The organism is Pseudomonas sp. PDM15 (genome assembly GCF_014851565.1).
GTDB lineage: Bacteria > Pseudomonadota > Gammaproteobacteria > Pseudomonadales > Pseudomonadaceae > Aquipseudomonas.
In genome coordinates, this window is sequence record NZ_JACVAA010000006.1 from 121,168 (window position 1) to 145,829 (window position 24,662).

Annotated in this window: 26 protein-coding genes; 13 read left to right on the forward strand and 13 right to left on the reverse strand. The window is 66.8% G+C overall.

Features of this window, described 5'->3' with window-relative positions; all coding sequences use genetic code 11:
* The first annotated feature begins 98 nt into the window (after positions 1–98).
* On the forward strand, positions 99–521 hold the full coding sequence (locus tag IB232_RS17235) for a c-type cytochrome (RefSeq protein ID WP_192399821.1): 423 nt from the start codon (positions 99–101) through the stop codon (positions 519–521).
* Between the two features lie 62 nt (positions 522–583).
* On the opposite strand, the gene IB232_RS17240 is transcribed toward IB232_RS17235, so the two are convergent.
* Positions 584–3,148 (reverse strand): SEL1-like repeat protein, encoded by a 2,565-nt coding sequence (locus IB232_RS17240; protein WP_192399822.1) that lies wholly within the window; start codon positions 3,146–3,148, stop codon positions 584–586.
* A gap of 71 nt (positions 3,149–3,219) precedes the next feature.
* Complete coding sequence (gene rep, locus IB232_RS17245; RefSeq protein WP_192399823.1) at positions 3,220–5,229, reverse strand: DNA helicase Rep; 2,010 nt, start codon at positions 5,227–5,229, stop codon at positions 3,220–3,222.
* Between the two features lie 295 nt (positions 5,230–5,524).
* On the opposite strand from rep, the gene IB232_RS17250 reads away from it, so the two are divergent.
* Positions 5,525–7,198, forward strand: a complete 1,674-nt coding sequence (locus IB232_RS17250; RefSeq protein ID WP_192399824.1) for a putative bifunctional diguanylate cyclase/phosphodiesterase — start codon at positions 5,525–5,527, stop codon at positions 7,196–7,198.
* 75 nt (positions 7,199–7,273) lie between these two features.
* Here IB232_RS17250 and IB232_RS17255 read toward each other — a convergent pair whose 3' ends face one another.
* The gene (locus IB232_RS17255; RefSeq protein WP_192399825.1) at positions 7,274–8,659 is read right to left on the reverse strand and encodes a NorM family multidrug efflux MATE transporter; all 1,386 of its coding nucleotides are present in this window, start codon (positions 8,657–8,659) and stop codon (positions 7,274–7,276) included.
* 138 nt (positions 8,660–8,797) lie between these two features.
* On the opposite strand from IB232_RS17255, the gene IB232_RS17260 reads away from it, so the two are divergent.
* Positions 8,798–9,724 (forward strand): LysR substrate-binding domain-containing protein, encoded by a 927-nt coding sequence (locus IB232_RS17260; RefSeq protein WP_192399826.1) that lies wholly within the window; start codon positions 8,798–8,800, stop codon positions 9,722–9,724.
* A 374-nt stretch (positions 9,725–10,098) separates the two neighbouring features.
* On the forward strand, positions 10,099–10,899 hold the full coding sequence (locus IB232_RS17265) for a gamma-glutamyl-gamma-aminobutyrate hydrolase family protein (RefSeq protein WP_192399827.1): 801 nt from the start codon (positions 10,099–10,101) through the stop codon (positions 10,897–10,899).
* 51 nt (positions 10,900–10,950) lie between these two features.
* Here IB232_RS17265 and IB232_RS17270 read toward each other — a convergent pair whose 3' ends face one another.
* Positions 10,951–12,444 (reverse strand): YifB family Mg chelatase-like AAA ATPase, encoded by a 1,494-nt coding sequence (locus tag IB232_RS17270; RefSeq protein WP_192399828.1) that lies wholly within the window; start codon positions 12,442–12,444, stop codon positions 10,951–10,953.
* Between the two features lie 34 nt (positions 12,445–12,478).
* Positions 12,479–12,739 carry an accessory factor UbiK family protein gene (locus tag IB232_RS17275; protein WP_192399829.1) on the reverse strand — a complete coding sequence of 87 codons (261 nt, stop codon included), beginning with the start codon at positions 12,737–12,739 and terminating at the stop codon, positions 12,479–12,481.
* Positions 12,740–13,151: 412 nt separating this feature from the next.
* Here IB232_RS17275 and glnK point away from each other — a divergent pair, with 412 nt between their 5' ends.
* The 5 genes from glnK to sutA all read left to right on the forward strand — a co-directional run bounded on the left by glnK (position 13,152) and on the right by sutA (position 17,194).
* Positions 13,152–13,490 carry a P-II family nitrogen regulator gene (glnK, locus tag IB232_RS17280; RefSeq protein WP_021700071.1) on the forward strand — a complete coding sequence of 113 codons (339 nt, stop codon included), beginning with the start codon at positions 13,152–13,154 and terminating at the stop codon, positions 13,488–13,490.
* Between the two features lie 35 nt (positions 13,491–13,525).
* On the forward strand, positions 13,526–14,842 hold the full coding sequence (locus IB232_RS17285) for an ammonium transporter (protein ID WP_192399830.1): 1,317 nt from the start codon (positions 13,526–13,528) through the stop codon (positions 14,840–14,842).
* Positions 14,843–14,938: 96 nt separating this feature from the next.
* Positions 14,939–16,189 (forward strand): ammonium transporter, encoded by a 1,251-nt coding sequence (locus IB232_RS17290; RefSeq protein ID WP_192399831.1) that lies wholly within the window; start codon positions 14,939–14,941, stop codon positions 16,187–16,189.
* A 155-nt stretch (positions 16,190–16,344) separates the two neighbouring features.
* Entirely contained in the window at positions 16,345–16,788 is a 444-nt protein-coding gene (locus IB232_RS17295; protein WP_192399832.1) for a secondary thiamine-phosphate synthase enzyme YjbQ, read from the forward strand.
* Between the two features lie 79 nt (positions 16,789–16,867).
* Positions 16,868–17,194, forward strand: a complete 327-nt coding sequence (gene sutA, locus IB232_RS17300; RefSeq protein ID WP_192399833.1) for a transcriptional regulator SutA — start codon at positions 16,868–16,870, stop codon at positions 17,192–17,194.
* Between the two features lie 59 nt (positions 17,195–17,253).
* Here the strand turns inward: sutA and IB232_RS17305 are convergent, their stop codons facing one another.
* From IB232_RS17305 to lptM, 6 genes are read right to left on the reverse strand one after another with little or no spacing between them, the layout of a single operon-like run.
* Positions 17,254–17,952 (reverse strand): HAD family hydrolase, encoded by a 699-nt coding sequence (locus IB232_RS17305; RefSeq protein WP_192400068.1) that lies wholly within the window; start codon positions 17,950–17,952, stop codon positions 17,254–17,256.
* Positions 17,949–18,842 carry a tyrosine recombinase XerC gene (gene xerC / locus IB232_RS17310; RefSeq protein WP_192399834.1) on the reverse strand — a complete coding sequence of 298 codons (894 nt, stop codon included), beginning with the start codon at positions 18,840–18,842 and terminating at the stop codon, positions 17,949–17,951. The genes IB232_RS17305 and xerC overlap by 4 nt, the downstream gene beginning before the upstream one ends.
* A gap of 43 nt (positions 18,843–18,885) precedes the next feature.
* Positions 18,886–19,581, reverse strand: coding sequence for a DUF484 family protein (locus IB232_RS17315; RefSeq protein WP_192399835.1), 696 nt, complete (start codon positions 19,579–19,581; stop codon positions 18,886–18,888).
* Complete coding sequence (gene dapF / locus IB232_RS17320) at positions 19,578–20,408, reverse strand: diaminopimelate epimerase (RefSeq protein WP_192399836.1); 831 nt, start codon at positions 20,406–20,408, stop codon at positions 19,578–19,580. The genes IB232_RS17315 and dapF overlap by 4 nt, the downstream gene beginning before the upstream one ends.
* A 10-nt stretch (positions 20,409–20,418) precedes the next feature.
* Complete coding sequence (gene lysA / locus IB232_RS17325; RefSeq protein WP_192399837.1) at positions 20,419–21,666, reverse strand: diaminopimelate decarboxylase; 1,248 nt, start codon at positions 21,664–21,666, stop codon at positions 20,419–20,421.
* A gap of 9 nt (positions 21,667–21,675) precedes the next feature.
* Positions 21,676–21,813, reverse strand: a complete 138-nt coding sequence (lptM, locus tag IB232_RS17330) for an LPS translocon maturation chaperone LptM (RefSeq protein WP_021700061.1) — start codon at positions 21,811–21,813, stop codon at positions 21,676–21,678.
* A 163-nt stretch (positions 21,814–21,976) separates the two neighbouring features.
* Here lptM and IB232_RS17335 point away from each other — a divergent pair, with 163 nt between their 5' ends.
* The 4 genes from IB232_RS17335 to rnk all read left to right on the forward strand — a co-directional run bounded on the left by IB232_RS17335 (position 21,977) and on the right by rnk (position 24,075).
* Positions 21,977–23,029, forward strand: coding sequence for an AraC family transcriptional regulator (locus tag IB232_RS17335; RefSeq protein WP_192399838.1), 1,053 nt, complete (start codon positions 21,977–21,979; stop codon positions 23,027–23,029).
* 10 nt (positions 23,030–23,039) lie between these two features.
* Entirely contained in the window at positions 23,040–23,372 is a 333-nt protein-coding gene (cyaY, locus tag IB232_RS17340) for an iron donor protein CyaY (RefSeq protein ID WP_137974629.1), read from the forward strand.
* Complete coding sequence (locus IB232_RS17345; RefSeq protein ID WP_192399839.1) at positions 23,344–23,547, forward strand: DUF1289 domain-containing protein; 204 nt, start codon at positions 23,344–23,346, stop codon at positions 23,545–23,547. The genes cyaY and IB232_RS17345 overlap by 29 nt, the downstream gene beginning before the upstream one ends.
* Before the next feature lie 120 nt (positions 23,548–23,667).
* Positions 23,668–24,075: a nucleoside diphosphate kinase regulator gene (gene rnk, locus IB232_RS17350; RefSeq protein ID WP_192399840.1), complete on the forward strand. Its 408-nt coding sequence runs from the start codon at positions 23,668–23,670 to the stop codon at positions 24,073–24,075.
* Here rnk and IB232_RS17355 read toward each other — a convergent pair.
* Together IB232_RS17355 and IB232_RS17360 are read right to left on the reverse strand one after the other, a co-directional pair.
* Positions 24,072–24,302, reverse strand: a complete 231-nt coding sequence (locus IB232_RS17355) for a hypothetical protein (protein WP_192399841.1) — start codon at positions 24,300–24,302, stop codon at positions 24,072–24,074. The genes rnk and IB232_RS17355 overlap by 4 nt on opposite strands.
* Positions 24,303–24,305: 3 nt before the next feature.
* Positions 24,306–24,491 (reverse strand): hypothetical protein, encoded by a 186-nt coding sequence (locus IB232_RS17360; protein ID WP_192399842.1) that lies wholly within the window; start codon positions 24,489–24,491, stop codon positions 24,306–24,308.
* Positions 24,492–24,662: the final 171 nt, after the last annotated feature.

The window sequence follows — 24,662 nt, forward strand, 5'->3', positions numbered from 1 at the left end:
GCGACAAGTTGGGTTGTTCCGGCCGACAGGCCTAACCGTTATACTGCGCCCGCTCGCGAACCGTGGCCGCGAGCGTGTCTAGCCAATGAGGGTGTACCGTGAACCTGATCAAGAAAATGCTGGTGGCCCAAGCTGCCGTATTGGCCCTGTGGGCTGTGAGCGCTCAGGCTGCGACCAACGACGAGATCGCCGAGCGCATCAAGCCGGTCGGCGAGGTCTGCATCCAGGGTGAAGAATGCAAGGGCGTCGGCGCCGTAGCCGTGTCCGCTGGTGGTGGCGCCAAGTCGCCCGACGACGTGATCGCCGCCCACTGTGGCGCCTGCCACAACGCCGGCGTGCTGGGTGCTCCGAAGGCTGGCGACACCGCCGCCTGGAAGGCCCGCGCCGACAAGGAAGGTGGTCTCGATGGCCTGCTGGCCAAGGCCATCTCCGGCATCAATGCGATGCCGCCGAAAGGCACCTGCGCCACCTGCTCGGACGACGAGCTGAAAGGCGCGATCCAGAAGATGTCCGGCCTGTAAGGCCTGCGACAGCGAGAAAAAAGCCGCCTACGGGCGGCTTTTTTTCGCCTGCACTCTGCGGCCTATTGTCGCAGTCGACCGAGTAGGCGTCCCAGCAGGCTGGAGCCGTTGCGTTGCTTGAGCAACTGCTCGGCCAGCTCGCGAGCACCGACCACTTCGGCGTCTACCGCCTTCTGCAGCCAGCCCAGGCCTTCTTCCTGGGTGGCTTCCTCGTCCAGCAGCAATTCGGCCAGATCCAGGTAGGCGCTCTCGCACTCCTGCGCGCTGGCGTGACGCAGGTACTCCAGCGCCTTGTGCGGATTGGCCGGCATGTCCAGGCCGTACAGGTGCAAGCGGCCCAGCCGCCAGTCGGCGTAGGCATCGCCACGGGCGGATGCATGCAGGTAGTAGCGCTGGGCCTGGGCATAGTCCTCGCGCTGCTCGTACAGCCAGCCCAGGCAGCTGGCGCTCTCGTCCTTGTCGCCGTGGCGCCAGGCCGCCAGGTAGTGCTCCAGGGTCAGGTCGAGGTCGCCCAGTTCCGGCTGATGGTCGAGCAGCAGCGCGGCCAGTTCCAGATGCGCTGGGCGATGGCCGCGCTCGGTGGCCAGCAGGAAATAGTCGCGCGCCTTGACCAGGTCCTGTTCACAGCCGCGCCCCCAGCGATAGCAGTCGCCCAGGTTGCGCGCGGCCAACGGCGAGCCGGCGGCGCAGGCGCGCTGGAAGTAGGCGAGGGCGCCTGCATGGTCCTGGTCGGCATTCTCCAGCAGGCAGCCGAGGTCGTTGAGGGCATCGTCGTTGCCCAGCTCGACGGCGCGCAGCAGTAGCGCGCGGGCCTTTTCGTAGTCCTCCGCCTCATAGGCGGCCAGGCCGCGGCGATGGCAGTCCAGCGCCTGCCAGAGGTCGCCGGCGCTGGCTCGCAGGCAGGCCTGCTGCACTTCGTCGAGGCCGAACTGGGCGTAGCAATCGACTATCTCCAGGGCCCGCTCGGCGGCCAGCGGCCGGCACTCGCCATCGGCCTGCAGGGACCAGGCGCGGTCATCATGGAACACCAGGGCCAGGGCGCCGTCACGGACGAAGCGGAAGTCGGCGCGGGCCTTGTCGACGGGCTGGCGCAACCACTCGCCACGGGTGTCGACGAGGCCCCAGCGACCCTCCAGGCAGGCGTTGAAGTAGCGCTGGTTGAGGTGCTCGAGGCGCTCGAAGCGCGGCTCGAAAACCCAGCCGGGCCGCTCGCCGCCGCGGTAGAGGCCCCAGCCACGCTGGTCCTGCACCGTGCAATAGGCGGGGCCATCGTCTTCGCGGCTGGTGTTTTCCTGCGGCACCAGGCGGGCATGGGCGCAGGGCAGCAGCCATTGCCGGTTGGTATGGCGGTAGAGGCCATATAGGCGCTGGTCGCGCACCAGCCAGGCCTGCAGGTCGTGCTGGTACTTGAGCGACTGGTACTCGCCCGGTAGCAGCGGCTGGCCGAGTTCGTCGAGGGCGCGATACAGCCATTGCTTGCCGTCGCGGCGGCGGATCACATAGGCGTTGTGAGCCTCGTCCAGGTAGGCGATGTCCACGTTGTCCAGGCCGATGGCGCCGAGGGCGTGGAAGCGCCGGGTGAACAGTTGCTGCGGGCCCTTCTCCGGCTTGGCGGAATAGCAGCTGCCGTGGGCTTGGATCTGCCGGTACTTTGCTGGCAGCAGCCAGTTGCCGGTCGGGTCGATCACGCCCCACAGCGCGCCCTGTTGCACGCTCCAGCAGGTGCCGTCGTGGTCCAGTGGCTCGCCGCCATCGAATTGGCAGGGCACGGTGACCTGGCCCTGGCGGTCGATCAGGCCGAACTTGCCGCCCTCGGCGATCAGCGCATGGGCGCCAGTGAAGTCGTAGGCCTCCTCGAACTGGCAGGCGATGACTTCGCGGCCCTGGCGATCCACATAGCCGAAGCGCCCGTCCTGCTGCACGCAGGCCAGGCCGCTGTCCCAGTCGAAATCGAAGAACTCCTGGTAGCGCGGCGCGATCAGCACCTGGCCGTTGGCCCCGCGCAGGCCGAACAGGTCGTTCTCTTGGAAGATCTGCGGCTCGTCCTCAGCCTGGTACGGCAACAGCGAGCTCAGCGGCGTCCAACCGTAGTCGTAGTTGTCCAGATTGAGCAGGGTGCGGAAGCTGCCCGCCCAGGGCGCGTCAACGCCCGGGCAGGCATCGAGCAGCAGCGGGTTGTCGTTGGCGATGGCCTCGCGGATGCAGGCGTTGGCCTGCTCGATCTCGCCGAGCAGCGCCTCGGCCTGGGCGCGCCTGTCGTCGTCGCTCATGTTGAACACGTCCCAGGCGTCCAGATGGAACCAGGCATGGCCGGCCTGTTCGTCGAGCAACTGGAAGATCTTGCGCTGCGCCTCGCGGAAGGCCTCGACGTCGGTCAGCAGCACGCCGGCATGCCGTTCGATGAAGTCGTAGAAGCCACGTAGTGCGGCAATGCCGCCGGGCGCCTCGGCGTACAGGCCTTCCTCGCTGTCCGGGTCGTTGTAGCAGTTGCGCCCGACGTATGGCGCCTGGGCGAACAGCGGCTGCAGCAGCAGGGGCAGTTCGTAGCCCCATTCCATCAGCGGCAGGCAGGCGTCGGTGCTGCTGCCGATCTCGGCCTTGTTGTACAGGTACATGCGGTGGGACACGGCGCGCTTCCTTGCGATACGACGGAAGCCCGCAGTCTAGCCAAGCCGTCCAGTGGCGACTGTGCGCGCGGTCAGCGCTTGAGCATCGCGCGCATGTTGGCCAGGGCGTCGTTGCCGCGCGCCGCCTTGACCTCCACCGGGGTGTCTTCCTGGCCTTCCCTGACCAGGTCTTCGGGCGGCAGTTCGTCGAGGAAGCGACTCGGCGTGCAGTCGATGATCTCGCCGTACTGCTTGCGCTTGGCGGCGAAGGTCAGCGTCAGGTTGCGCTTGGCGCGGGTGATGCCGACGTAGGCCAGGCGCCGCTCTTCCTCGATGGTATCGGCCTCGATGCTGGAGCGGTGCGGGAGGATCTCCTCCTCGAAGCCGATGATGTACACCGAGGGGAACTCCAGGCCCTTGGAGGCGTGCATGGTCATCATCTGCACGCCCTCGGCGCCTTCTTCCTCTTCCTGCTGGCGCTCCAGCATGTCGCGCAGCACCAGCTTGCCGATGGCGTCTTCGACGGTCATGTCGCCGTCTTCGTCCTTGTCCAGGGTGTTCTTCAGCGCCTCAACCAGGAACCAGACGTTGCCCATGCGCGCCTCGGCGACCTTGTCGCTGGAGGCGTTCTGGCGCAGCCAGCTCTCGTAGTCGATGTCCATCACCATGCTGCGGATGGCGCCGATCGGATCGTTGCCGGCGCACTGCTCGCGGATCTTGTCCATGTAGCGTTTGAAGCGCGACAGGCGCTCGGTGTAGCGGCTGTCCAGGTGTTCGGCCAGGCCCAGCTCGTCGCTGGCGGTGTACATGCTGATCTTGCGCTCGCTGGCGTAGTTGCCGAGCTTCTCCAGGGTGGTGGAGCCGATCTCCCGGCGCGGCACGTTGATCACCCGCAGGTAGGCGTTGTCGTCATCCGGATTGACCAGCAGGCGGAAGTAGCTCATCAGGTCCTTCACCTCCTGGCGGGCGAAGAAGCTGGTGCCGCCGGACAGGCGATAGGGAATCTGGTGGTGCTGCAGTTTCAGCTCCATCAGCTTGGCCTGGTAGTTGCCGCGGTAGAGGATGGCGAAGTCGCTGTACGGGCGCTCGGTGCGCAGGTGCTCGGTGAGGATCTCCAGCGCCACGCGCTCGCACTCGGCGTCTTCGTTGCGGGTGCGGATCACGCGGATCTCGTCGCCCATGCCCATTTCCGACCACAGCTGCTTCTCGAAGGCGTGCGGGTTGTTGGCGATCAGGGTGTTGGCGCATTTGAGGATGCGGCTGGTGGAGCGGTAGTTCTGCTCCAGCATCACCACCTTCAGCGAGGGGTAGTCCTCTTTCAGCAGCATCAGGTTTTCCGGGCGTGCGCCGCGCCAGGCGTAGATCGACTGGTCGTCGTCGCCGACCACGGTGATCTGGTTGCGCATGCCCACCAGCAGCTTCACCAGCAGGTACTGGCTGGAGTTGGTGTCCTGGTACTCGTCCACCAGCAGGTAGCGGATGCGGTTCTGCCATTTCTCCAGGATGTCCTTGTGCTCCTGGAACAGCTTCACCGGCAGCAGGATCAGGTCGTTGAAGTCCACCGCGTTGTACGCCTTGAGCGTGCGCTGGTAATGCAGGTAGACGACGGCGGCGGTCTGCTCCTTGGGATTGCGGGCATTGGCCAGCGCCTGGTCCGGCAGGATCAGGTCGTTCTTCCAGCTGTCGATGTAGTTCTTGACCTCGTCGGCGCCGTCATCGCCGGCGTATTCCTTCTGCATGATGTCGGTCAGCAGGGCCTTGATGTCGCCGTCGTCGAAGATCGAGAAGCCCGGCTTGTAGCCCAGCGCCGCGTATTCCTTGCGGATGATGTTCATGCCCAGGTTGTGGAAGGTCGACACGGTCAGGCCCCGGGCCTCGGCGCCCTTGAGCAGGGTGCCGACACGCTCCTTCATCTCGCGCGCGGCCTTGTTGGTGAAGGTCATGGCGACAATGTGGCGGGCCTGGATGCCGCAGTGCTGCACCAGGTGGGCGATCTTGCGGGTGATCACGCTGGTCTTGCCGGAGCCGGCGCCGGCGAGCACCAGAAGAGGGCCGCCGACGTAGTTCACGGCTTCCTGCTGCCGAGGATTGAGTCGGGACATGGAGGGCGATTCGGTCTGCAAAAAAGAGGCGGCATTCTAGCAGCCGCCACGCGGTGGCGGGACGAGTGCAGACAGCCGCCGGGCGGGCCGAGTTCCGCATAAAAAGCTTAAGGATTGTGTGCTAAGTCACTATTTTTTAAGATCATGTACGCTTGTACCACCCGCACCCGGTTGCCGCTGCTATGCCTTTCCGGGAGGATGCGCAGAAATCTGCACAGGACGGCAGAAAGAGAACGCCGAAAAACGGTGCACGCAGACGGGGTAAGTCTGTCTCGCTTGGCCTTGGGGAGGTCATTTGTCCGCGCTCGTCGAACCCATGCGCTTGGTCCTGCTCGCCGAAAGGCCGGAGTGGGCGGCCTTGCTGCGCGCGCGGCTCGAAGTCATCGCCGGGGCCTACCCGCTGATCACCGCGCCCTCTTGGGAAGCCGCCAGCAGCCTGTTCGACGACGGTGGCTGCGGCCTGCTGCTGACCACTCCCGCCTGCCGCCCGGCCCCCGGCCGTTGCTCGCTGCCCACCGTGTTGCTGCTCGACGAGGAGCCCACCGAGGCGCCGGCCGATGTCTACGACTGGCTGGTGCGCGGCAGTCTCAGCGTCGATCTGCTGCGCCGCTGCCTGCGCTACGCCGGCGAGCGTTCGCGCCTGCAGAACACTCTGCAGTGTCTGGCGGAGCAGGATCCGCTGACCGGCATCGCCAACCGCCAGGGCTTCCAGACCCTGCTGGCCGCGCGCCTGGCGGAATACCAGGGGCGCGGCCTGACCCTAGGCCATCTCGACCTGGACAACTTCAAGCACGTCAACGACGCCCTCGGCTATCAGGCCGGCGACCGCCTGATCCTGCAGGTGGTGGCGCGGCTCAAGGTCCAGCTGGAGGCCGGTGACGCCCTGGCGCGCCTGGGCAGCGACGAGTTCGCCCTGCTGGTCGACACCCGTCGCGACCCGGCCCGCGCCGAGCGCCTGGCCGAACGCATCACTGAGGCGCTGTCCGAGCCCTATTGGGTCGACGGCGAGAGCCTGCTGCTCGGCTGCAGCCTGGGCCTGGCCCATGCCCGCGCCGACGCCGGCGCCGACCCGCTGATGTGGCATGCGCACATCGCCATGCAGCAGGCCAAGGCGGCCCAGGGCTGCACCCATCATCTGTACGACGAGCGCATTCATCGCGGCGCACGCAGCATGGCCGACCTGGAGACCGAGCTGCGTCGTGCCCTGCGCCGCGACGAGCTGGAGCTGCACTACCAGCCGCGCCTGTGCCTGCAGAGCGGGCGCATCGTCGGCCTGGAGGCACTGGTGCGCTGGCGTCACACCGAGCGCGGCCTGCTCGGCCCGGACGAATTCGTGCCGCTGGCCGAGGAGAGCGGGCTGATCGTGCCGCTCGGCTACTGGGTGATCTCCCGCGCCTTGCGCGACATGCAGTGGCTGCGCGGGCGCGGCCTGCCGGCGCTGCACATGGCGGTCAACCTGTCGTTCCGCCAGTTCCAGGACAGCCAGCTGCTGTCGACCCTCAGCCGCCTGATCGAAGAGCGCGGCGTGGATGCCCAGTGGCTGGAGTTCGAGCTGACCGAGACGGCCGTGATGCGCCGCAGCGAGCAGGTGCAGCAGACCATGCAGGCTCTCGGCCGGCTCGGCGTGCGCTTCTCGCTGGACGACTTCGGCACCGGTTTCTCGTCCTTCGTGCACCTCAACAACCTGCCGATTACCTTGCTGAAGATCGACAAGAGTTTCGTCGGCGGCATGGGCGAGCGCGCGGAGAACCGCCAGCTGGTGCGGGCCATGATCAACCTGGCGCACAACCTCCATCTGGAAGTGGTGGCCGAGGGCGTGGAGAACGCCGAGCAACTGGCTCTGCTGCGCCAGTTCGGCTGCGACCAGGTGCAGGGCTACCTGATCAGCAAGCCGCTGCCGCTGGCCGACTTGGCGCGCTTCCTGGTGTTCGGCATGCGCCAGCCGCTGCTGGCTGGTGTGCCGTCTTAAGGCGTAGCCGCCGACCCAGGGGTAGCCCGGATGCAATCCGGGAAGCAGGCGACTCCGCCCAGGGTTTCATTCGGGCTACGACAGACAGGCCTCTACCGCTACCGACTGCGGCCGCAGCATCCGTCCCATCTTCCACTCGAAGCCTAGGGTCAGGCCCACCGCGGCGCAGGCCAGGCCGCCAGCCAGGCCCCACCACACGCCTTCGGCGCCCCAACCCAGCGGAAAGGCCAGCGCCCAGGCCAGCGGAATGCCGATCACCCAATAGCAGCCGATGCCCACCAGCAGGGTGGTCTTGCCGTCCTTGAGGCCGCGGATCGCGCCCATTGCGATGGTCTGGATGCCGTCGAACAGCTCGAACACCGCGGCCACCGCCAACAGGCTCACGGCCATGGCTACCACGGCGGCGAACTGCGGGTCGTGGCGGTCGAGGAACAGCCCCACCACCTGCTCCGGCAGCAGCCAGAACAGCACGGCGAAGCCGAGCATCAGCACGGCGCCGCTGGCGATACCCAGGCGCCCGGCCCGGCGTGCCTCGAGCAGGCGGCCGGCGCCGTAGTGCTGGCCGATGCGGAAGGTGGTGGCGTAGGAAATGCCCACGGGCACCATGAAGGCGACATACACCGACATGATCGCCACTTGGTGCGCGGCCAGCGCGTGGCTACCGATGGCGCCCATGCACAGGGCGGCGAAGGCGAACATGCCGGACTCCACCGCGTAGGTGCCACCGATCGGCAGGCCCAGGCGCAGCAGCTCCTTCAATTCGGCCATACGTGGTTGCAGCAAGCCCTGGCGCAGCGGGTAGGCGGCGTAGGCCGGATGACGCAGCAGATGAATGAACAGCAGCAGGGTCATTACATTGGCGACCACCGCGGTGACCAAGCCGATACCGGCCAGGCCGAGCTGGGGCAGGCCAAACCAGCCGTGGATCAGCACGTAGTTGAGGGCGAAGTTGGCCAGCGCGCCGCCGATGCTGATTGCCATCACCGGTCCCGGTCGGCCGATGGCCGCGGGGAAGCCGCGCAGGGCCATGAAACCGAGATAACCGGGCAGGGCGAACACCAGGGTGGAGAGGAACTGCATGGCGCCTTCGATGTTGTGGGCTTCCTGACCGAACTGGGCCAATAGCGGGCCGAGGTTCCATAGCAGTACGCCGCAGGCCAGGGCCAGGCCCCAGGCCAGCCACAGGCCGTTCTGCGCCAGGCGGGTGACCCCGGCCGTGTCGCCGGCACCGTGACGGATGGCGATCAAGTTGCCGACTGCAGCCAGCACGCCGACGCAGAAAATCGAGATGAACGAATAGCTGGCCGCGCCCAGGCCGCCGGCGGCCAGCTCCGCCGGGCCCAGCTTGCCCATCATCAGGGTGTCGGTGAACACCATCAGCACGTGGGCCAGCTGCGCGGCGATCAACGGGCCGGCGAGGCGGAAGAGGGCGGTGAGTTCGTCGCGGACGGCGTGCGGCATGATGAGTCTGGCTCAGTGAAAGGGCTTGCCCACAGGAATCGGGCGAGCCGAGAATGCTGCAATTCTCCGGAGCCAGCCGCGGTCGCACAAAGGGAAAAAAGCGATGCCTGGCATGACTAATACTCATAGGTAATCGCCATGGGCCGTCGCCTGCCCCCGCTCTATGCCCTGCGCGCCTTCGAGGCCGCCGCGCGGCATGCGTCCTTCACCCGCGCCGCCGAGGAGCTGGCCATTACCCAGAGCGCGGTGAGCCGGCACATCCGCACCCTGGAGGAACATTTCGGCTGCCGCCTGTTCGAGCGCGTCGGCCGCCATCTGCGCCTGAGCGAGAGCGCGCGCCTGTTGCTGCCGGGGGTGCGCGATGGCTTCGATGCGCTGGAGCGGGCCTGCACCGCGCTGAGCGCCGACGACGCCACCCTGCGCCTGAAGGCGCCGTCGACCCTGACCATGCGCTGGCTGCTGGCGCGGCTGTCGCGCTTTCGCCAGCGCAATGCCGATATCGAGGTGCAGCTGACCAGCGCCTGGATGGACGTGGACAAGGTCGACTTCCATCAGGAGCCTTTCGACTGCGCCGTGCTGCTCAGCAGCGGCGGCGCCTTCCCCTCCGAGTGGGAGAGCGTCGAGCTGTTCGCCGAATGGCTGATCCCGGTCTGCGCGCCGGAGGCCGCCGCCGATGGGCCCTGGGAGCTGGAGCGCCTGCAGGCCACAGAGCTGCTGCATCCGACCCCGGACCGCCGCGACTGGCGGCGCTGGGTACAGGCCATGGGCCTGGAGGAGCGGGTGCCGCTCAGGGGTGGCCAGGTGTTCGACACCCTGGAGCTGGGCATAGTGGCGGCGGCGCGCGGCTACGGGGTATCCATCGGCGATCTGGTGATGGTCGCCGAGGATGTCGAACAGGGCCGTCTCGGTCTGCCCTGGCCCAGCGCGGTGGCCAGTGGCGACAGCTATCACCTGGTCTGGCCGCGTGGCCGGCGCGGCGAAGAACGTCTGTGGCGCCTGCGCGATTTCCTCCTCGGCGAGATGGCGCAGATGCGCCTGCCAGCGGTGCAGTGGATCAAGGCCTGACAAGTCCCCGGGCCCGCGGCCTGGCAGGGTTTCAATGGATTTTCGTAAAAAATAATGGACTTTTTTGGCGGGTTGGGAAAAAGCGGCTATGGCCTTATGCGCCGAATAACGGCGCCTGTGGGCCGATATGTCGATCTGATTATTAAACGATCCCAATAAGATTTGTTTGACATATTTTACGGGTCTGGAGAGACTGTGCTGGCGGTTCGTCTGTTATGCGGCCGTCGCGGTAGGTTCGTTACCTCCCACTCCCATGCCTCCAGGCGAGGCCCCAGTTACGCCGCCGACAGACGGAACCGTGCCAAACAGGTAGCGCGTCGATCTCCCGACCCACCTGCACAGCAACGGCAGGCCGACCTGCCCCAAGGTGACGTATGTCCAACAACAACAGCGCAAAGACCACTTCTGCCAAACGTAAACCCGTCGTGTTGATGTCCATGGGCGCTCAGGAGCGCAAGGGCCACGACTATCAGGTGATGACTCACAAATACATCGTGCCGCTGGTGGAGATCGCCGGCTGCGTGCCTGTGCTGATGCCCACCTGCTGCGGTACCCAAGACCTCGAGCAGTACCTCGACATGGCCGACGGTGTGTACCTCACCGGCGCCGGCTCGAACATTGATCCGACCCTCTACGGCCAGGAGAACCTCACCCCGGAGAAGAGTCAGGATCGTGACCGTGACCTGTTCGACCTGCCGCTGATCAAGGCCGCCATCGCCCGCGGCCTGCCGATCTTTGGCATCTGCCGTGGCATGCAGGAAATCAACGTGGCCCTGGGCGGCGACATGTATCAGAAGCTCTACGCCGAGCCGGGCTTCAACGACCATCGCGAAAACACTGACGATCCGGTGGCCGTGCAGTACGCCGAGGCGCACAAGGTGCGCATCGAGTCCGGCAGCTGGCTGGCCAAGGTGCTGGGTGGTGAGGAGATCGGCGTCAACTCCCTGCATGGTCAGGGCGTGAAGACCCTGGGCAAGGGCCTGGAGCCGCTGGCCCGCGCCGAGGACGGCCTGGTCGAGGCGTTCCATGCGCCGAGCCTGTCGCCCTTCCTGTTCGCCGTGCAGTGGCACCCGGAATGGCAGGCCGCGCAGAATCCGGATTCGGTGAAGATCTTCGAGGCCTTCGGTGAAGCCTGCCGCCAGCGCCAGGCGCGCAGCTGGTCGAGCGCTGCCTGATCCTGCGCATTGCCCAATTAAGAAGCCCGGCCTGTGCCGGGCTTTTTTCTTTCAGGTCTGGACCGGCCGGTATTGCAGGGCTTCGGCCAGGTGAGCGCGGGCGATCTGCTCGACCTGCTCCAGGTCGGCCAGGGTGCGCGCCACTTTGAGTAGACGGTGGGCGGCGCGCAGCGACAGATTGAGGCGTTCGCAGGCTTGCTCCAGCCAGTGCTGGTCCTGCTCGGTCAGTGGGCAGTGCCGGCGCAGGCCGGGCAGGTCGAGAAAGGCATTGGCGCAGCCCTGGCGCTTGAGCTGCCGTTGCCGCGCCAGGGCGACCCGGCCGGCGACGCTGGCGCTGTCTTCGCCCGGTTGCGCCGGTGCCTGCAGGCTGGTGCTCTCGCGCGCCACGGTGAGGTGCAGGTCGATGCGGTCGAGCAGCGGCCCGGACAGCTTGGCGCGGTAGCGCTGCACTTGGTCCGGCGAGCAGCGGCAACGCCCGCCGGGGTCACCGATGTAGCCACAGGGGCATGGGTTCATCGCCGCCACCAGCTGGAAGCGGGCGGGAAAGCGCACCTTGTCGCGGGCTCGAGCGATGACGATCTGCCCGCTCTCCAGCGGTTCGCGCAGAACTTCCAATACCTTTCTGTCGAACTCGGGAAGTTCATCCAGAAACAGCACGCCCTGATGGGCCAAGGTAATTTCCCCGGGTTGCGGCCGACTACCACCACCAACCAGCGCCGGTCCGGATGCGCTGTGATGGGGCTGCCTGAAGGGTCTCTGCGGCCAGGCCGCCAGCGGCGCCAGGCTGGCCACCGAATGGATGGCCGCCACCTCCAGCGCCTCCTCTTCGGACAGTGGTGGCAGCAGGCCGGGCAGGCGGCTGGCGAGCAGGGTCTTGCCGGTGCCGGGCGGCCCGCTGAACAACAGGTTGTGGCCGCCGCTGGCGGCAATCAGCAGGGCGCGCTTGGCTGCCTGCTGGCCCTGCACTTCGGCCAGGTCCGGATAGGCCGGCGTCTCGCGCAGCAAGCCGCTGGCCTGGTGCGGCGCCAGCGGCGTATGGCCGTTGAGGTGGGCGGCGATCTGCAGCAGGTGATCGACGGCCAGCACTGTCAGGCCGGAAGCCAGGCAGGCCTCTTCGGCATTGGCGCTGGGCACCACCAGGGTGCGTCCGGCAGCGCGGGCGGCTAGAGCGGCCGGCAGCACGCCCTGTACCGGGCGTAGGGCGCCGGACAGCGCCAGTTCGCCGAGGCATTCCAGCTCGGCCAGGCTATCTACCGGCACCTGGCCGCTGGCGGCCAGCACGCCGAGGGCGATGGCCAGGTCGAAGCGGCCGCCGTCCTTGGGCAGGTCGGCGGGGGCGAGGTTGAGAGTGATCCTGCGCGCGGGGAATTCGAAGCCGGAGTTCTGGATGGCGCTGCGCACGCGGTCCTTGCTTTCCTTGACCGCGGCTTCCGGTAGGCCGACCAGGGCCATGCTGGGCAGGCCGTTGGCCAGGTGCGCCTCGACGGTAACAGGCGGGGCTTCGACGCCGACCTGGGCGCGGCTGTGGACGATGGCCAGGGACATGGATCACTCCTTGATCGCATGCCCGCCGATGGGCTTACTCGGCGGGTGGTTTCTGTTGGGCTTCCAGCTCCGCCAGCTTGGCTTCCAGGGCTTCCAGGCGGGCGCGGGTGCGGGTCAGCACGGCCATCTGGCTGTCGAACTCTTCGCGACTCACCAGATCCAGCTTGCCGAAGGCGCTCTGCAGCAGGGCCTTGAACTGCGCCTCGAACTCGCTGCGCGGCAATGGATTCTCGCCGCTGAACAGGCGCGAGGCGTGGCTGGCGAGGGTATCGAGAATGGCTTTGGGCGGCAGCATGGCGGTTTATTCCGTGAGCAAACGGCCGGCAGTGTAGCACGCACCCCGCGCCTGCCAGGGTTGAGCGGCGAGTGCACGATTTTTGATCACCGCGGGGAGCTGTCGCGCACCAATGCTGTGCAATGACCTGCCGGTCAATCTGCTCGGATTACCGCGGTGAAGACCTAACTGCATGAAAAAGTGGCCTTTTGGCATAGCTGGCAAGCTTTCTGCTTAACACCCCATGACGCGTGCACCGATGCAGTACCGGTGTGCAGGATGAAGCGGGGGAGTGCTTCACCGGATGCGGTTGGTGGGCATCGAATCGGCTGGCAACAGGGCGGTCGATGCGTTTCAAAAGCCAGACACTGCGCTTAGACTTGAGCCGGGTTCGTTTTCCTGGGGCGAGTCCATCAAAACGGGAGAAAGTTTCATGAAGCTAGTCACTGCCATCATCAAGCCGTTCAAGCTGGACGACGTGCGCGAGTCGCTGTCGGAGATCGGCGTGCAGGGCATCACCGTGACCGAAGTCAAAGGCTTCGGTCGGCAGAAGGGCCACACCGAGCTGTATCGCGGCGCGGAATACGTGGTCGACTTCCTGCCCAAGGTGAAGATCGACGTGGCCATCGCCGACGACCAGCTGGACCGGGTCATCGAGGCGATCACCAAGGCGGCCAACACCGGCAAGATCGGTGACGGCAAGATCTTCGTCGTCAATCTGGAACAGGCCATCCGCATCCGTACCGGCGAAACCGGCACCGACGCAGTTTAAGCCTCAGAACCCAACACGCCCCAGGAGAAAAACACATGACTCTGCGTAAGATCGCAGGGCTAGGAGCCCTTTTGTCCCTCGTAACCCCTGGCCTGGCCATGGCTGACGAGGTCGTACTCAACTCCGGCGACACCGCCTGGATGCTGACTGCCACCGCGCTGGTGCTGTTCATGACCATTCCCGGCCTGGCGCTGTTCTACAGCGGCATGGTCCGCTCCAAGAACGTTCTCTCGGTGATGATGCAGTGCTTCGCCATCACCGGCCTGATCAGCATCCTCTGGGTGGTCTACGGCTACAGCCTGGCCTTCGACACCACCGGCATGGAGAAGGGTGTCACCAACCTGAACTCCTTCGTCGGCGGCCTGAACAAGGCGTTCCTCAGTGGCCTGACCCCTGACAGCCTGATCGCGGCCTTCCCGGAAAGCGTGTTCATCGTCTTCCAGATGACCTTCGCCATCATCACTCCGGCCCTGATCGTCGGCGCCTTCGCCGAGCGCATGAAGTTCTCCGCGATGCTGATCTTCATGGCCGTGTGGTTCACCCTGGTCTACGCCCCGATGTGCCACATGGTCTGGTCCGGCGACGGCGCCTTCCTGTGGGACGAAGGCGTCCTCGACTTCGCCGGTGGCACCGTGGTGCACATCAACGCCGGTATCGCCGGTCTGGTGGCCTGCCTGGTGCTGGGCAAGCGTAAAGGCTACCCGACCACCCCGATGGCTCCGCACAACCTGGGCTACACCCTGATCGGCGCCGCCATGCTGTGGATCGGCTGGTTCGGCTTCAACGCCGGTTCCGCCGTCGCCGCCAACGGCACCGCCGGTATGGCCATGCTGGTTACCCAGATCGCCACCGCCGCCGCCGCCCTGGGCTGGATGTTCGCCGAGTGGGTCACCCACGGTAAGCCGAGCGCCCTGGGGATCGCCTCCGGTGTGGTCGCCGGTCTGGTCGCCATCACCCCGGCCGCCGGTACCGCCGGCCCGATGGGCGCTCTGGTCATCGGTCTGTCCGCTGGCGTGATCTGCTTCTTCTGCGCCACCAGCCTCAAGCGCAAGCTGGGCTACGACGACTCCCTGGACGCCTTCGGCGTACACGGCATCGGCGGCATCGTCGGCGCCATCCTGACCGGCGTGTTCGCCGCTCCGGCCCTGGGTGGCTTCGGCAGCGTGGAAGACATCGGCGGCCAGGTCTGGATCCAGATCGTCGGCGTGCTGGTCACCGTGGTCTACACCGGCATCGTCACCTTCGTGATCCTCAAGGTGCTGGACCTGGTGATGGGCCTGCGCGTCAACGAAGAGTCCGAGACCGTTGGCCTCGACCTCTCCGAGCACAACGAGCGCGGCTACAACCTGTAAGTCCTGCAGCAACACCAAACGCCCGGTCCGCCGGGCGTTTTTCATTGCGCGCCAACGGCGGCGCGGCTCTGTGCAACCAGTACAACGGAGTACTCGATGGAAAGCACGGCTCTGATTCCCCTGCAGTATGCGCTGGACACCTTCTACCTGCTGATCTGTGGCGCCCTGGTGATGTGGATGGCGGCGGGCTTCGCCATGCTCGAGTCCGGCCTGGTGCGGGCCAAGAACACCGCAGAGATTCTTACCAAGAACATCGTCCTCTACGCCCTGGCCTGCGTGATGTACCTGCTGGTCGGCTACTACCTGATGTATGGCGGCGCCGCGGGCGGCGTGCTACCACATTTCGGCTTTCTGATCGGCGACGAGCACGCGGTGGAGCTGGTCGCGGCGGCTGGCGAGAACGCGCCGGGCTACGCCAAGCGCGCCGACTTCTTCTTTCAGGTGGTGTTCACCGCGACCTGCATGTCCATCGTCTCCGGCGCCGTGGCCGAGCGCATGAAGCTGTGGGCGTTCCTGGCCTTCGCGGTGGTCATGTGCGGCCTGATCTACCCGATCGAGGGCTACTGGACCTGGGGCGGTGGCTTCCTCAAGCAGCTCGGCTTCAAGGACTTCGCCGGCTCGGGCATCGTCCACCTGGCCGGCGCCTCGGCTGCGCTGGCCGGAGTCATCCTGCTCGGCGCACGCAAGGGCAAGTACGGCAGTCAGGGGCAGATCAACGCGATTCCCGGAGCCAATCTGCCGCTGGCCACCCTCGGCACGCTGATCCTGTGGTTCGGCTGGTTCGGCTTCAACGGGGGTTCGCAGCTCAGCATCAGCAGCATCGAGGACGCCAACGTGGTGGCCACGGTGTTCGTCAACACCAACCTGGCCGCCGCCGGTGGTCTGCTGGCGGCGCTGGTGGTGGCTCGGGTGCTGTTCGGCAAGGCCGACCTGACCATGATCCTCAACGGCGCCCTGGCCGGTCTGGTGTCGATCACCGCCGAGCCGGCCACGCCGAGCGCGGTGCAGGCGGCGCTGATCGGCGCCGTGGGTGGTGTGCTGGTGGTGTTCAGCATCCTCATGCTGGAGCGCCTGCGCATTGACGATCCGGTGGGCGCCATCTCGGTGCACGGTACCAGCGGCATCTGGGGCCTGCTGGTGGTGCCGCTGACCAACAGCGGTGCCAGTCTCAGCGTGCAGATGCTTGGCGCGGCTTGCATCTTCGCCTGGGTATTCGTCGCCAGCCTGCTGGTGTGGGGCCTGATCAAACTGATCATGGGCCTGCGCGTCAGCGAGGAGGACGAATACGAGGGCGTCGACATCGCCGAGTGCGGCATGGAGGCCTATCCGGAGTTCACTCGCAAGTGACGCCAGCCGCTGACCAAACCAAGGGCGCTGCGGCGCCCTTTGTTCTATGTGCTGCGAGGACATCGACGGATTGGAAATTTCCCGCGCCGGCCAGGTGAAAAGGCCGTGGACAGGCTCTAAAATGCGCCGCCAGTAGATGCTGCAGGTGTTGGAAAATGTGGCAACAACGGCTGATCAGTTTGCGTGCCCGGGCGCGCGGTTTTCATCTGGTGAGCGACGAGCTCCTGCAGGCGTTGCCGGAGCTGGCCGATTACCGGGTGGGGCTTTTGCACCTGTGGCTGCAGCACACGTCCGCCTCGCTGACCATCAATGAGAATGCCGATGGTGCGGTGCGACGTGACTTCGAGCGCTTCTTCAACCGTCTTGTGCCCCTGGGTGCGCAAGGCTACGAGCACGACTACGAAGGGCCGGACGATCTGCCGGCACATTTCAAGTCCAGCCTGCTGGGCTGTCAGCTGAGTCTGCCGGTCAGCGAAGGTCGATTGAACCTCGGCACCTGGCAGGGCATCTATCTCGGCGAGCACCGCGACCATGGCGGCTCCCGCCGGGTGCTGGCGACCCTGCAAGGCGAGCTGCGCGAAGGCGCGACCCGCCGATAAAAATTTTTCCAGCGGCATTTTTGCAATGCGTGTCGCTGGGCTATAAGTAACCTGCTCTGCGCAAGTCATGAGGTAGAACATGAGCGACGAAGAACTGGAACAGGACGACCTGGAAGGCGCCGACGAGGACGAGGGCGACGAGCTGGAAGCAGCCGACGCCGGCGATGACGGCGACGACGGCAGTGAAGCCGCCGAGCCCGGCAGCAAGCCTGGCAAGAAGGCCAAGGCTGCCGAGGAAATCGAGGAATTGCCCAGCGTAGAAGCCAAGCAGAAGGAGCGCGACGCTCTGGCCAAGGCCATGGAAGAGTTCCTGGCGCGTGGCGGGGCGGTGCAGGAGATCGAGCCCAACGTGGTGGCCGATCCACCCAAGAAGCCGGACAGCAAGTACGGCAGCCGTCCCATCTGAGGACTGCCGCCGGCATGAAAAAGCCCGCCAATTCGGCGGGCTTTTTCATGGGCGTTGGTTCAGCTCCAGCGCTCCAGAAGCGCTGGCAGCTCGGCCAGGCTGCGGATCTGCGCATCCGGCAACTGCTCGCCCTCCCAGGGCTTGCCCTGGGGGTTGAACCAGATGGCGCGTAGGCCGGCGGCGTGGGCGCCGGCGATGTCGTCGCCGGGATGGTCGCCGATGTGCACGGCCTGTTCGGCCGCCACCCCGGCGTGCTGCAGGGCGGTCTGGAACGGGTGCGGGTCGGGCTTGCCGATGCCCAGTTCCTCGGCGCACAGGGCGAAGCGGAAGTAGTCGGCCAGGCCCAGGCGGTGCACGTCGGCGTTGCCGTTGGTGATTACGCCGAGGGTGTAGCGCATGGCTAGACGCTCCAGGGTGGGATGGACCTCGGGGAACAGCTGCACCTGATGACGCGCGGCGAGGAACACCTGGAAGCCCAGCTCGGCCAGGTCGTCGGCCTCGCCCTGGGCATAGCCGGCGTCGAGCAGGGCGTGCAGCAGAATGCGCCGGCGCAGCTCGCTGAGGCGATGCTTGAGACCGGGGTCGACCTGCAGCAGGCGCGCACGAATCGCCCACAGGTGCTCGATCGGCACCGGCCCCAGGCGCGGCGCCTCGGCGGCCAGCCAGTCGCGCAACGCCGCCTCGGCGCTGTGCATCACCGGCGCCACGTCCCACAGGGTGTCGTCGAGGTCGAAGGTGATCAGGCGGATGCTCATCAGGATTCGCTCTTGCGTTTGGCCCGTGGATGGGCGCCGTCGTAGACCTTGGCCAGGTGCTGGAAGTCCAGGTGGGTGTAGATCTGCGTGGTGGCGATATCGGCGTGGCCGAGCAGCTCTTGCACGGCGCGCAGGTCCTGGCTGGACTCCAGCATATGGCTGGCGAAGCTGTGCCGCAGCATATGCGGATGCAGGTGCTGGCCCAGCTCGCGCACGCCGGCCTGGCGCACTCGCAGCTGGATGGCGCGCGGGGTCAGGCGCTTGCCCTGGCGGCCAACGAACACCGCGCCGTCCTGCGGGCTGGTCATGGCTCGCAGCGGCAGCCAGGCCTCCATGGCTTCGCGTGCCTTGCGTCCGATCGGCAGCTCGCGGGCCTTGTTGCCCTTGCCGCGTACCCGCACCAGGCCGGCGGGCAGGTCGAGGCCGTCCAGGTCCAGGCCGACCAGCTCGGACAGGCGCAGGCCGGAGGAATAGAACAGCTCGAGCATGGCCTGGTCGCGGCGGGCGATGAAGTCGTCCTCCACGCCGCCGTCCAGCAACTGGGCCGTGCGGTCTGTGTCCAGCGCGCGCGGCAGGCGGCGCTCGCCCTTGGGCGCGGTCAGCCCGCCGGCCGGATCATGCCGGCACAGGCCTTCACGACCGAGGTATTGATAGAAGCCGCGCACCGCCGAGAGCAGGCGGGCCAGCGAGCGGCTGGACTGACCTAGGCCATGCAGGCGGGCGACCATGGCGCGCAGGGTGCGGGTGTCGAGGGCGTCCCAGCTGGTGACGGCGTGCTTCTCGCACAGGGAGAGTACCTTCAGCAGGTCGCGACGGTAGCCGTCGAGGGTGTGTGCGGAGACCTGGCGCTCGCTGCGCAGGTGTTCGAGGTAGGCGTCGAGGCTGCTCTGCATGGCGACTCCGGCAGGCGACGGGTGGGCCGCGAGCGGCCCGGGATCAGCGTACCGAGCGCAGTGGCGCGGCGAAGCGCGGCAGCACGCGGGCCAGCACTTCGGCCACGTAGCCGAGGAACAGGGTGCCGAGGCTGCTCTTGTAGTGTTGCGGGTCCGGGCTGCCGATGGCGAGTACGCCGTGCAGGCCCTGGTAGGCGAGGCTGACCACGGCGGCCGAGCCGACCTGGGCGAACTCTTCGCTGCCGAAGATGAACTCCAGCTCGTTGGGGCGCAGCACGCCACAGGTGGTCTTGCCGGCACCGAGCAGGCCGCCGATGGCCTGGTGGGCCTCGGCCGAGCTGACCGAGCGGCCGACGCCCAGCGGCGTCTCGCTGAACAGGATCAGGCTGACGAAGGGCACCTGGAATTCGTGGCGCAGGCTGTCTTCCACCGCGCCGATCACTTCTTCAAGGCTGGTGGCGTCGAGCAGGTCGAGCACCAGGCGGCGGGTCTTGTCGAACAGGCGGTCGTTATCGCGGGCCACGTCCATCAGCTGCGACAGGCGATGGCGCATCTCGATGTTGCGCTCGCGCAGCAGCTTGACCTGGCGCTCCACCAGCGACACGGCTTCGCCGGGCTGGTGCGGAATGCGCAGCTCGGGGATCAGCTCCTCGTGGTCGACGAAGAATTCCGGATGCTGCCGCAGATAGGCGGCGACGCTCTCGGAGTCGAGTTTCACGAGCTGATCATGGTCACTCATAGACGAACCTGTCCTTCGTACACGCGAACGGCGGGTCCGGTCATCATAACCGGCTGGCCGGGCCCTGCCCACTCGATGGACAACTTGCCGCCCGGCAGCTCCAGCTGCACTGGCGAGTCCATCCAGCCCTGGCGAATGGCGGCCACGGCGGCGGCGCAGGCGCCGGTGCCACAGGCCTGGGTCTCGCCGGCGCCGCGTTCCCACACGCGCAGGCGCGCCTGCTTGCGGTCGACGATCTGCAGGAAGCCGACATTGACCCGCTGCGGGAAGCGCGGATGGTGCTCCAGCTTGGGTCCGAGCGTATGCACTGGGGCGCTGTCGACGTCATCGACGCGCAGTACCGCGTGGGGGTTGCCCATGGATACGGTGGCCAGCTGCACGCTCTGCCCGTCCACCTCGATCGTGTAGCTGAGCGCCTCGGTTTCGGCCTGGAAGGGAATCTGCTGCGGCGCCAGGCGCGGCGCACCCATGTCGACGATCACCTGGCCATCGGGACGCAGGTTGAGCTCGATGATGCCGCCCTTGGTCTCCACGCGGATCTGCTTCTTCACGGTCAGGCGCTTGTCCACCACGAAGCGGGCGAAGCAGCGCGCGCCGTTGCCGCACTGCTCCACTTCCGAGCCGTCGGAGTTGAAGATGCGGTAGCGGAAGTCCACGTCCGGGGTGGTCGGGGCTTCCACCAGCAGCAGCTGGTCGAAGCCGACGCCCGTGTGGCGGTCGCCCCACGCCTTGGCGTGCTTGGGCTGGATATGCGCGTGCTGGCTGATCAGGTCGAGGACCATGAAGTCGTTGCCGAGGCCGTGCATCTTGGTGAAGCGCAATAGCATGATCGCGCCCTCACTGCGGCAGCAGGCTTTCGCCGGCGTAGAGTTCGGCGAGGGTCTCGCGGCGGCGTACTTCGTGGGCCTGCTCGCCATCCACCAGCACCTCGGCGGCGCGGCCGCGGGTGTTGTAGTTGGAACTCATGACGAAGCCGTAGGCGCCGGCCGAACGCACGGCAAGCAGGTCGCCCTCGGCCAGCACCAGTTCGCGGCCCTTGGCCAGGAAGTCGCCGGTCTCGCAGATCGGCCCGACCAGGTCGTAGTTGCGTGCCTCGCCGCCGCGCGGCTGCACCGGGGTGACGTCCATCCAGGCCTGGTACAGCGCCGGGCGGATCAGGTCGTTCATCGCCGCATCGATGATGGCGAAGTCCTTGTGCGTGGTGTGCTTGAGGTATTCCACGCGGGTCAGCAGCACGCCGGCGTTGGCCACGATGTAGCGGCCCGGCTCGAACACCAAGGCCAGGTCGCGACCGGCAATGCGCTCGCGCACAGCCTTGATGTAGTCGCCGGCCAGCGGTGGCTGCTCGTCGCGGTACTGCACGCCGAGGCCGCCGCCGAGGTCCAGATGCTTGATCTGGATGCCTTGCCCGGCCAGTTGGTCGATCAGCGCCAGCAGGCGGTCGAGGGCGTCGAGGAAGGGCGGCAGCGTGGTCAGCTGCGAACCTATATGGCAGTCGACACCGACCACCTGCAGGTTCGACAGGGCGGCGGCGCGGGCGTAGACCGCTGGCGCCTGCTCGATATCGATGCCGAACTTGTTTTCCTTCAGGCCGGTGGAAATGTACGGGTGGGTGCCGGCGTCTACGTCCGGGTTGACCCGTAGCGAGATGGCAGCGGTCTTGCCCAGTTCGGCGGCGACCAGCTGCAGGCGCTCCAGCTCATCCACCGACTCTACATTGAAGCAGTGCACGCCCACTTCCAGGGCGCGGCGCATGTCGTCACGGGTCTTGCCGACGCCGGAGAACACGATCTTGGCGGGTTCGCCACCGGCGGCCAGTACGCGCTCCAGTTCGCCGCGGGAGACGATGTCGAAGCCTGCACCGAGGCGCGCCAGGACGTTCAGCACGCCGAGGTTGGAGTTGGCCTTGACCGCGAAGCAGACCAGGTGTGGCATGCCAGTGAGCGCGTCGGCATAGGCGCGGTACTGGGCCTCGATATGGGCGCGGGAGTACACGTAGGTGGGCGTGCCGAAGCGTTCGGCGATGGCGGACAGGGCCACGCCTTCCGCGAACAGTTGCCCGTCGCGGCTGGTAAAGGCTTGCATGGAACCCCCTTAGAGGAAGACGTCTTTGTCGCGTTCTTTGACGGTCTTGTCATCATCGGGCAGGTACAGCGGGCCTTTCTGGCCACAGCCGGCGAGGGCGGCGGTGAACACGGCGAGCGCGATGAAGGGCAGCAGAAGGCGCTTCATGGTGGAATCCTTTGCGAAATCGAGAATGAGTCGGAGTATACCGACCCCCCGCCGCCTTGCCTATGTACGCCCGGCGGGCCTGTCAGGACCGTCGGGCTGGCGTCTCGGGCTTGCCCACGGCGGGGCTTTTGCGGCTAGCATGGACGGAAAAAACGGAGCCCCGATGGACGCCCCCGCCACACTCGCCAGCTCGGTCTCGGTCGCCTACCTACAGGGCCTGCTGGACTATCTCGCCCGCCAGGGCTTCGCCAGCGAAGTGCTGCTGGCCAAGGTGCAGCTGAGCCCGGCGATCCTCGCCCAGCGCGACCAGCGCATCGCCGTCAGCACCTACCTCGAACTGCTGGGCGAGGGCGTGCGCCTGACCGGTGATGCCAACCTTGGCCTGCACCTGGGCGAGGCCATGCGTCCCGGCTACTACGGCGTGCTCGGTTACCTGATCATGAGCTGCGCGACACTGGCGGACGCCCTGCATCGCCAGGCCCGTTACGCCGCGCTGGTGGGCAACCTGGGCCGTGTCGACCTGGATGACGAGCCGCCGCGCGAGGGCCTGGAGCCGCAGGTGGCGCACGGCTGGCAACCATTGGTGCGCGAGCAGCAGCGCCAGCACAGCGAGGAGACCCTGGCCGGCTGGCTGACCTTCGGCCGCTGGATCACCGGGCTGCAGATTCCGCCGACCGAGGTGCGTTTTCAGCACCCGGCGCCGGCCGATACCTCGGAGCACCAGCGCATCTTCGGTTGCCCGGTGCTGTTCGGCCAGGCCGACAATGCCCTGGTGTTCCCCAAGCGCCTGCTGAGCACGCCGCTGGGCCAGGCCGACGCTCAGTTGCGCCAGCTGCTGGATGCCCATGCCGATCGCCTGCTCGGCCAGCTCAACCTGGGCCACAGCGTGCTGGATCGTGCCCGTCGCGAGCTGGCCCGCCAGTTGCCGGAGGAGGGCGCCGACCTGGAACGCCTGGCGCAGAGCCTCGACCTCAGCCCCCGCACCCTGCAACGGCGCCTGCGCGAAGCGGGTCTATCGTTCAGTGGCCTGCTCGACGAGACGCGCCACCAACTGGTGCTGCACTACCTGCGCGACCCGGCGCTGGAGCTGGCGGAGATTGCCTTCCTGGTCGGCTTCAGCGAGGCCGGTTCGTTGGCCCGTGCCTTCCGCCGCTGGACCGGACAGAGCCCCGGCGCCTACCGGCAGAGCCTGATAGACTCGCCGCCCCAACCTTGAGGACGCTGTTATGAGTTTGAGCGAAGCCCGTTTCCACGATCTGGTCGATGCCGCCCAGCAGGCCGTGGAAGACATTTTCGACGACAGCGACCTGGATCTCGACCTGGAAAACTCCGCCGGTGTGCTGACCGTGCGTTTCGAGAACGGCACCCAGGTGATTCTCAGTCGTCAGGAGCCCTTGCGTCAGCTGTGGGTGGCGGCGCGCTCCGGTGGTTTCCACTTCGACTACGACGAGGCCCAGGCGCTGTGGATCTGCGACACTAGCGAGGAGCCGCTGGGCGAACTGCTGAACCGGGTGACCCGTGAGCAGGCCGGTGAAGACATCGAATTCGACGAGCTCTGAGGTCGTCGACTCACCCTGCCGGCGCCAGTGCTGCCTGGACGACCAGGACGTGTGCCTGGGCTGCGGTCGCAGCCTGGCCGAGATACTCGAATGGGGCAAGGCCGACAATGGCCGGCGCCGGCAGATCTGCCAGGCTGCCCAACAGCGTCTGCGGCCGCCGCCGAGTTGGGATTAACCAGGCGGTCTTGCTTCTTGCCGGGCTTGTGGTAGGGTCAGTCAAAGCTGACTAACCGATCAAAACCCCGCCTCAGGGCGGGGTTTTGCTTTATCTGGCCCAAGGAGCAAGACCCACGTCATGAGCAGCACCCCCGCGATCATCATCACCCGTCTCGACCTGCAGCGCCTGGAGCGCCTGCTCGACAGCCTGGAGGACTTCGGCCCGACCGCCAAGGCCCTGGAAACGGAGCTGGCGCGCGCCCAGGTGGTGGGCCACGACGAGGTGCCGGCCGGGGTGGTGACGATGAACTCGCGGGTGCACTGCCGCGAGGAAGGCAGCGGCAAGGATTACCACCTGACCCTGGTGTTCCCCGAGGATGTCGGCGGCGAAGGCCGGGTGTCGATCCTCGCCCCGGTGGGCTGCGCCCTGCTCGGCCTGTCCGTCGGCCAGCAGATCGACTGGCCGGGCCCGGCCGGCAAGCCGCTCAAGCTGACCCTGCTGGCCGTGGAATACCAGCCCGAGGCCGCTGGCGAATACCAACGCTAGGCCAGCAGAAAGCGCGCGGACAGTCCCGCGCGCTCCCGGCAGGGCGGCGTATCGCTACGGCGCTTGAGCTGCTCGTCCAGTTCCAGATTGCGCGCCATGTTGTGGTTGCACTCGATGGTGCGCGCCACACCACCGCCAGCCACCTTGCCGCTGCCGGCCAGCGCCGGAGCGTTGATCAGTGCCAGCAGCAGGGCGAGCAACAGGGCCTTGGGCGGGGTGAGCTGCATGTCCTAGCCTCCCACCCGGATAGCCCCGAGCAAAGCGTGCAGCGCGTCGGGCAGGCTGGCCCCGCTGGTCGGTGCCCGCTCGTCGCCCAGGCCGAGGACCAGGCTCAGCAGTACGCTGGCTGCGATGGCGAACAGGCCGAAAGCGGCGAGGGCGCCGCTGTCCGCGTGCTGGCGCATGGGTCTGGGCATGTCGTTCTCCCGAGGGAATGCTGGAATGGCGCCAGATTCGCTCAGGGTGATTCGATTGAATAATGCTGCTTCTGCGTAGTAAGTATCAGCTGGATTGATTGTTGTTCCGAGGGTCGGGAACTCGCCCCGTGCGTGCCTGTCACTGGACTAGAGTGTCTTAACCCACCGCCG

What these genes read in the sequence shown, in the direction of transcription:
- rep (WP_192399823.1), bottom strand. Translation starts at nt 5,229, where the DNA reads ATGTCCCGACTCAATCCTCGGCAGCAGGAAGCCGTGAACTACGTCGGC.
- IB232_RS17255 (WP_192399825.1), bottom strand. Translation starts at nt 8,659, where the DNA reads ATGCCGCACGCCGTCCGCGACGAACTCACCGCCCTCTTCCGCCTCGCC.
- IB232_RS17260 (WP_192399826.1), top strand. Translation starts at nt 8,798, where the DNA reads ATGGGCCGTCGCCTGCCCCCGCTCTATGCCCTGCGCGCCTTCGAGGCC.
- IB232_RS17265 (WP_192399827.1), top strand. Translation starts at nt 10,099, where the DNA reads ATGTCCAACAACAACAGCGCAAAGACCACTTCTGCCAAACGTAAACCC.
- IB232_RS17270 (WP_192399828.1), bottom strand. Translation starts at nt 12,444, where the DNA reads ATGTCCCTGGCCATCGTCCACAGCCGCGCCCAGGTCGGCGTCGAAGCC.
- IB232_RS17275 (WP_192399829.1), bottom strand. Translation starts at nt 12,739, where the DNA reads ATGCTGCCGCCCAAAGCCATTCTCGATACCCTCGCCAGCCACGCCTCG.
- glnK (WP_021700071.1), top strand. Translation starts at nt 13,152, where the DNA reads ATGAAGCTAGTCACTGCCATCATCAAGCCGTTCAAGCTGGACGACGTG.
- IB232_RS17285 (WP_192399830.1), top strand. Translation starts at nt 13,526, where the DNA reads ATGACTCTGCGTAAGATCGCAGGGCTAGGAGCCCTTTTGTCCCTCGTA.
- IB232_RS17290 (WP_192399831.1), top strand. Translation starts at nt 14,939, where the DNA reads ATGGAAAGCACGGCTCTGATTCCCCTGCAGTATGCGCTGGACACCTTC.
- IB232_RS17295 (WP_192399832.1), top strand. Translation starts at nt 16,345, where the DNA reads ATGTGGCAACAACGGCTGATCAGTTTGCGTGCCCGGGCGCGCGGTTTT.
- sutA (WP_192399833.1), top strand. Translation starts at nt 16,868, where the DNA reads ATGAGCGACGAAGAACTGGAACAGGACGACCTGGAAGGCGCCGACGAG.
- xerC (WP_192399834.1), bottom strand. Translation starts at nt 18,842, where the DNA reads ATGCAGAGCAGCCTCGACGCCTACCTCGAACACCTGCGCAGCGAGCGC.
- IB232_RS17315 (WP_192399835.1), bottom strand. Translation starts at nt 19,581, where the DNA reads ATGAGTGACCATGATCAGCTCGTGAAACTCGACTCCGAGAGCGTCGCC.
- dapF (WP_192399836.1), bottom strand. Translation starts at nt 20,408, where the DNA reads ATGCTATTGCGCTTCACCAAGATGCACGGCCTCGGCAACGACTTCATG.
- lysA (WP_192399837.1), bottom strand. Translation starts at nt 21,666, where the DNA reads ATGCAAGCCTTTACCAGCCGCGACGGGCAACTGTTCGCGGAAGGCGTG.
- lptM (WP_021700061.1), bottom strand. Translation starts at nt 21,813, where the DNA reads ATGAAGCGCCTTCTGCTGCCCTTCATCGCGCTCGCCGTGTTCACCGCC.
- IB232_RS17335 (WP_192399838.1), top strand. Translation starts at nt 21,977, where the DNA reads ATGGACGCCCCCGCCACACTCGCCAGCTCGGTCTCGGTCGCCTACCTA.
- cyaY (WP_137974629.1), top strand. Translation starts at nt 23,040, where the DNA reads ATGAGTTTGAGCGAAGCCCGTTTCCACGATCTGGTCGATGCCGCCCAG.
- rnk (WP_192399840.1), top strand. Translation starts at nt 23,668, where the DNA reads ATGAGCAGCACCCCCGCGATCATCATCACCCGTCTCGACCTGCAGCGC.
- IB232_RS17355 (WP_192399841.1), bottom strand. Translation starts at nt 24,302, where the DNA reads ATGCAGCTCACCCCGCCCAAGGCCCTGTTGCTCGCCCTGCTGCTGGCA.
- IB232_RS17360 (WP_192399842.1), bottom strand. Translation starts at nt 24,491, where the DNA reads ATGCCCAGACCCATGCGCCAGCACGCGGACAGCGGCGCCCTCGCCGCT.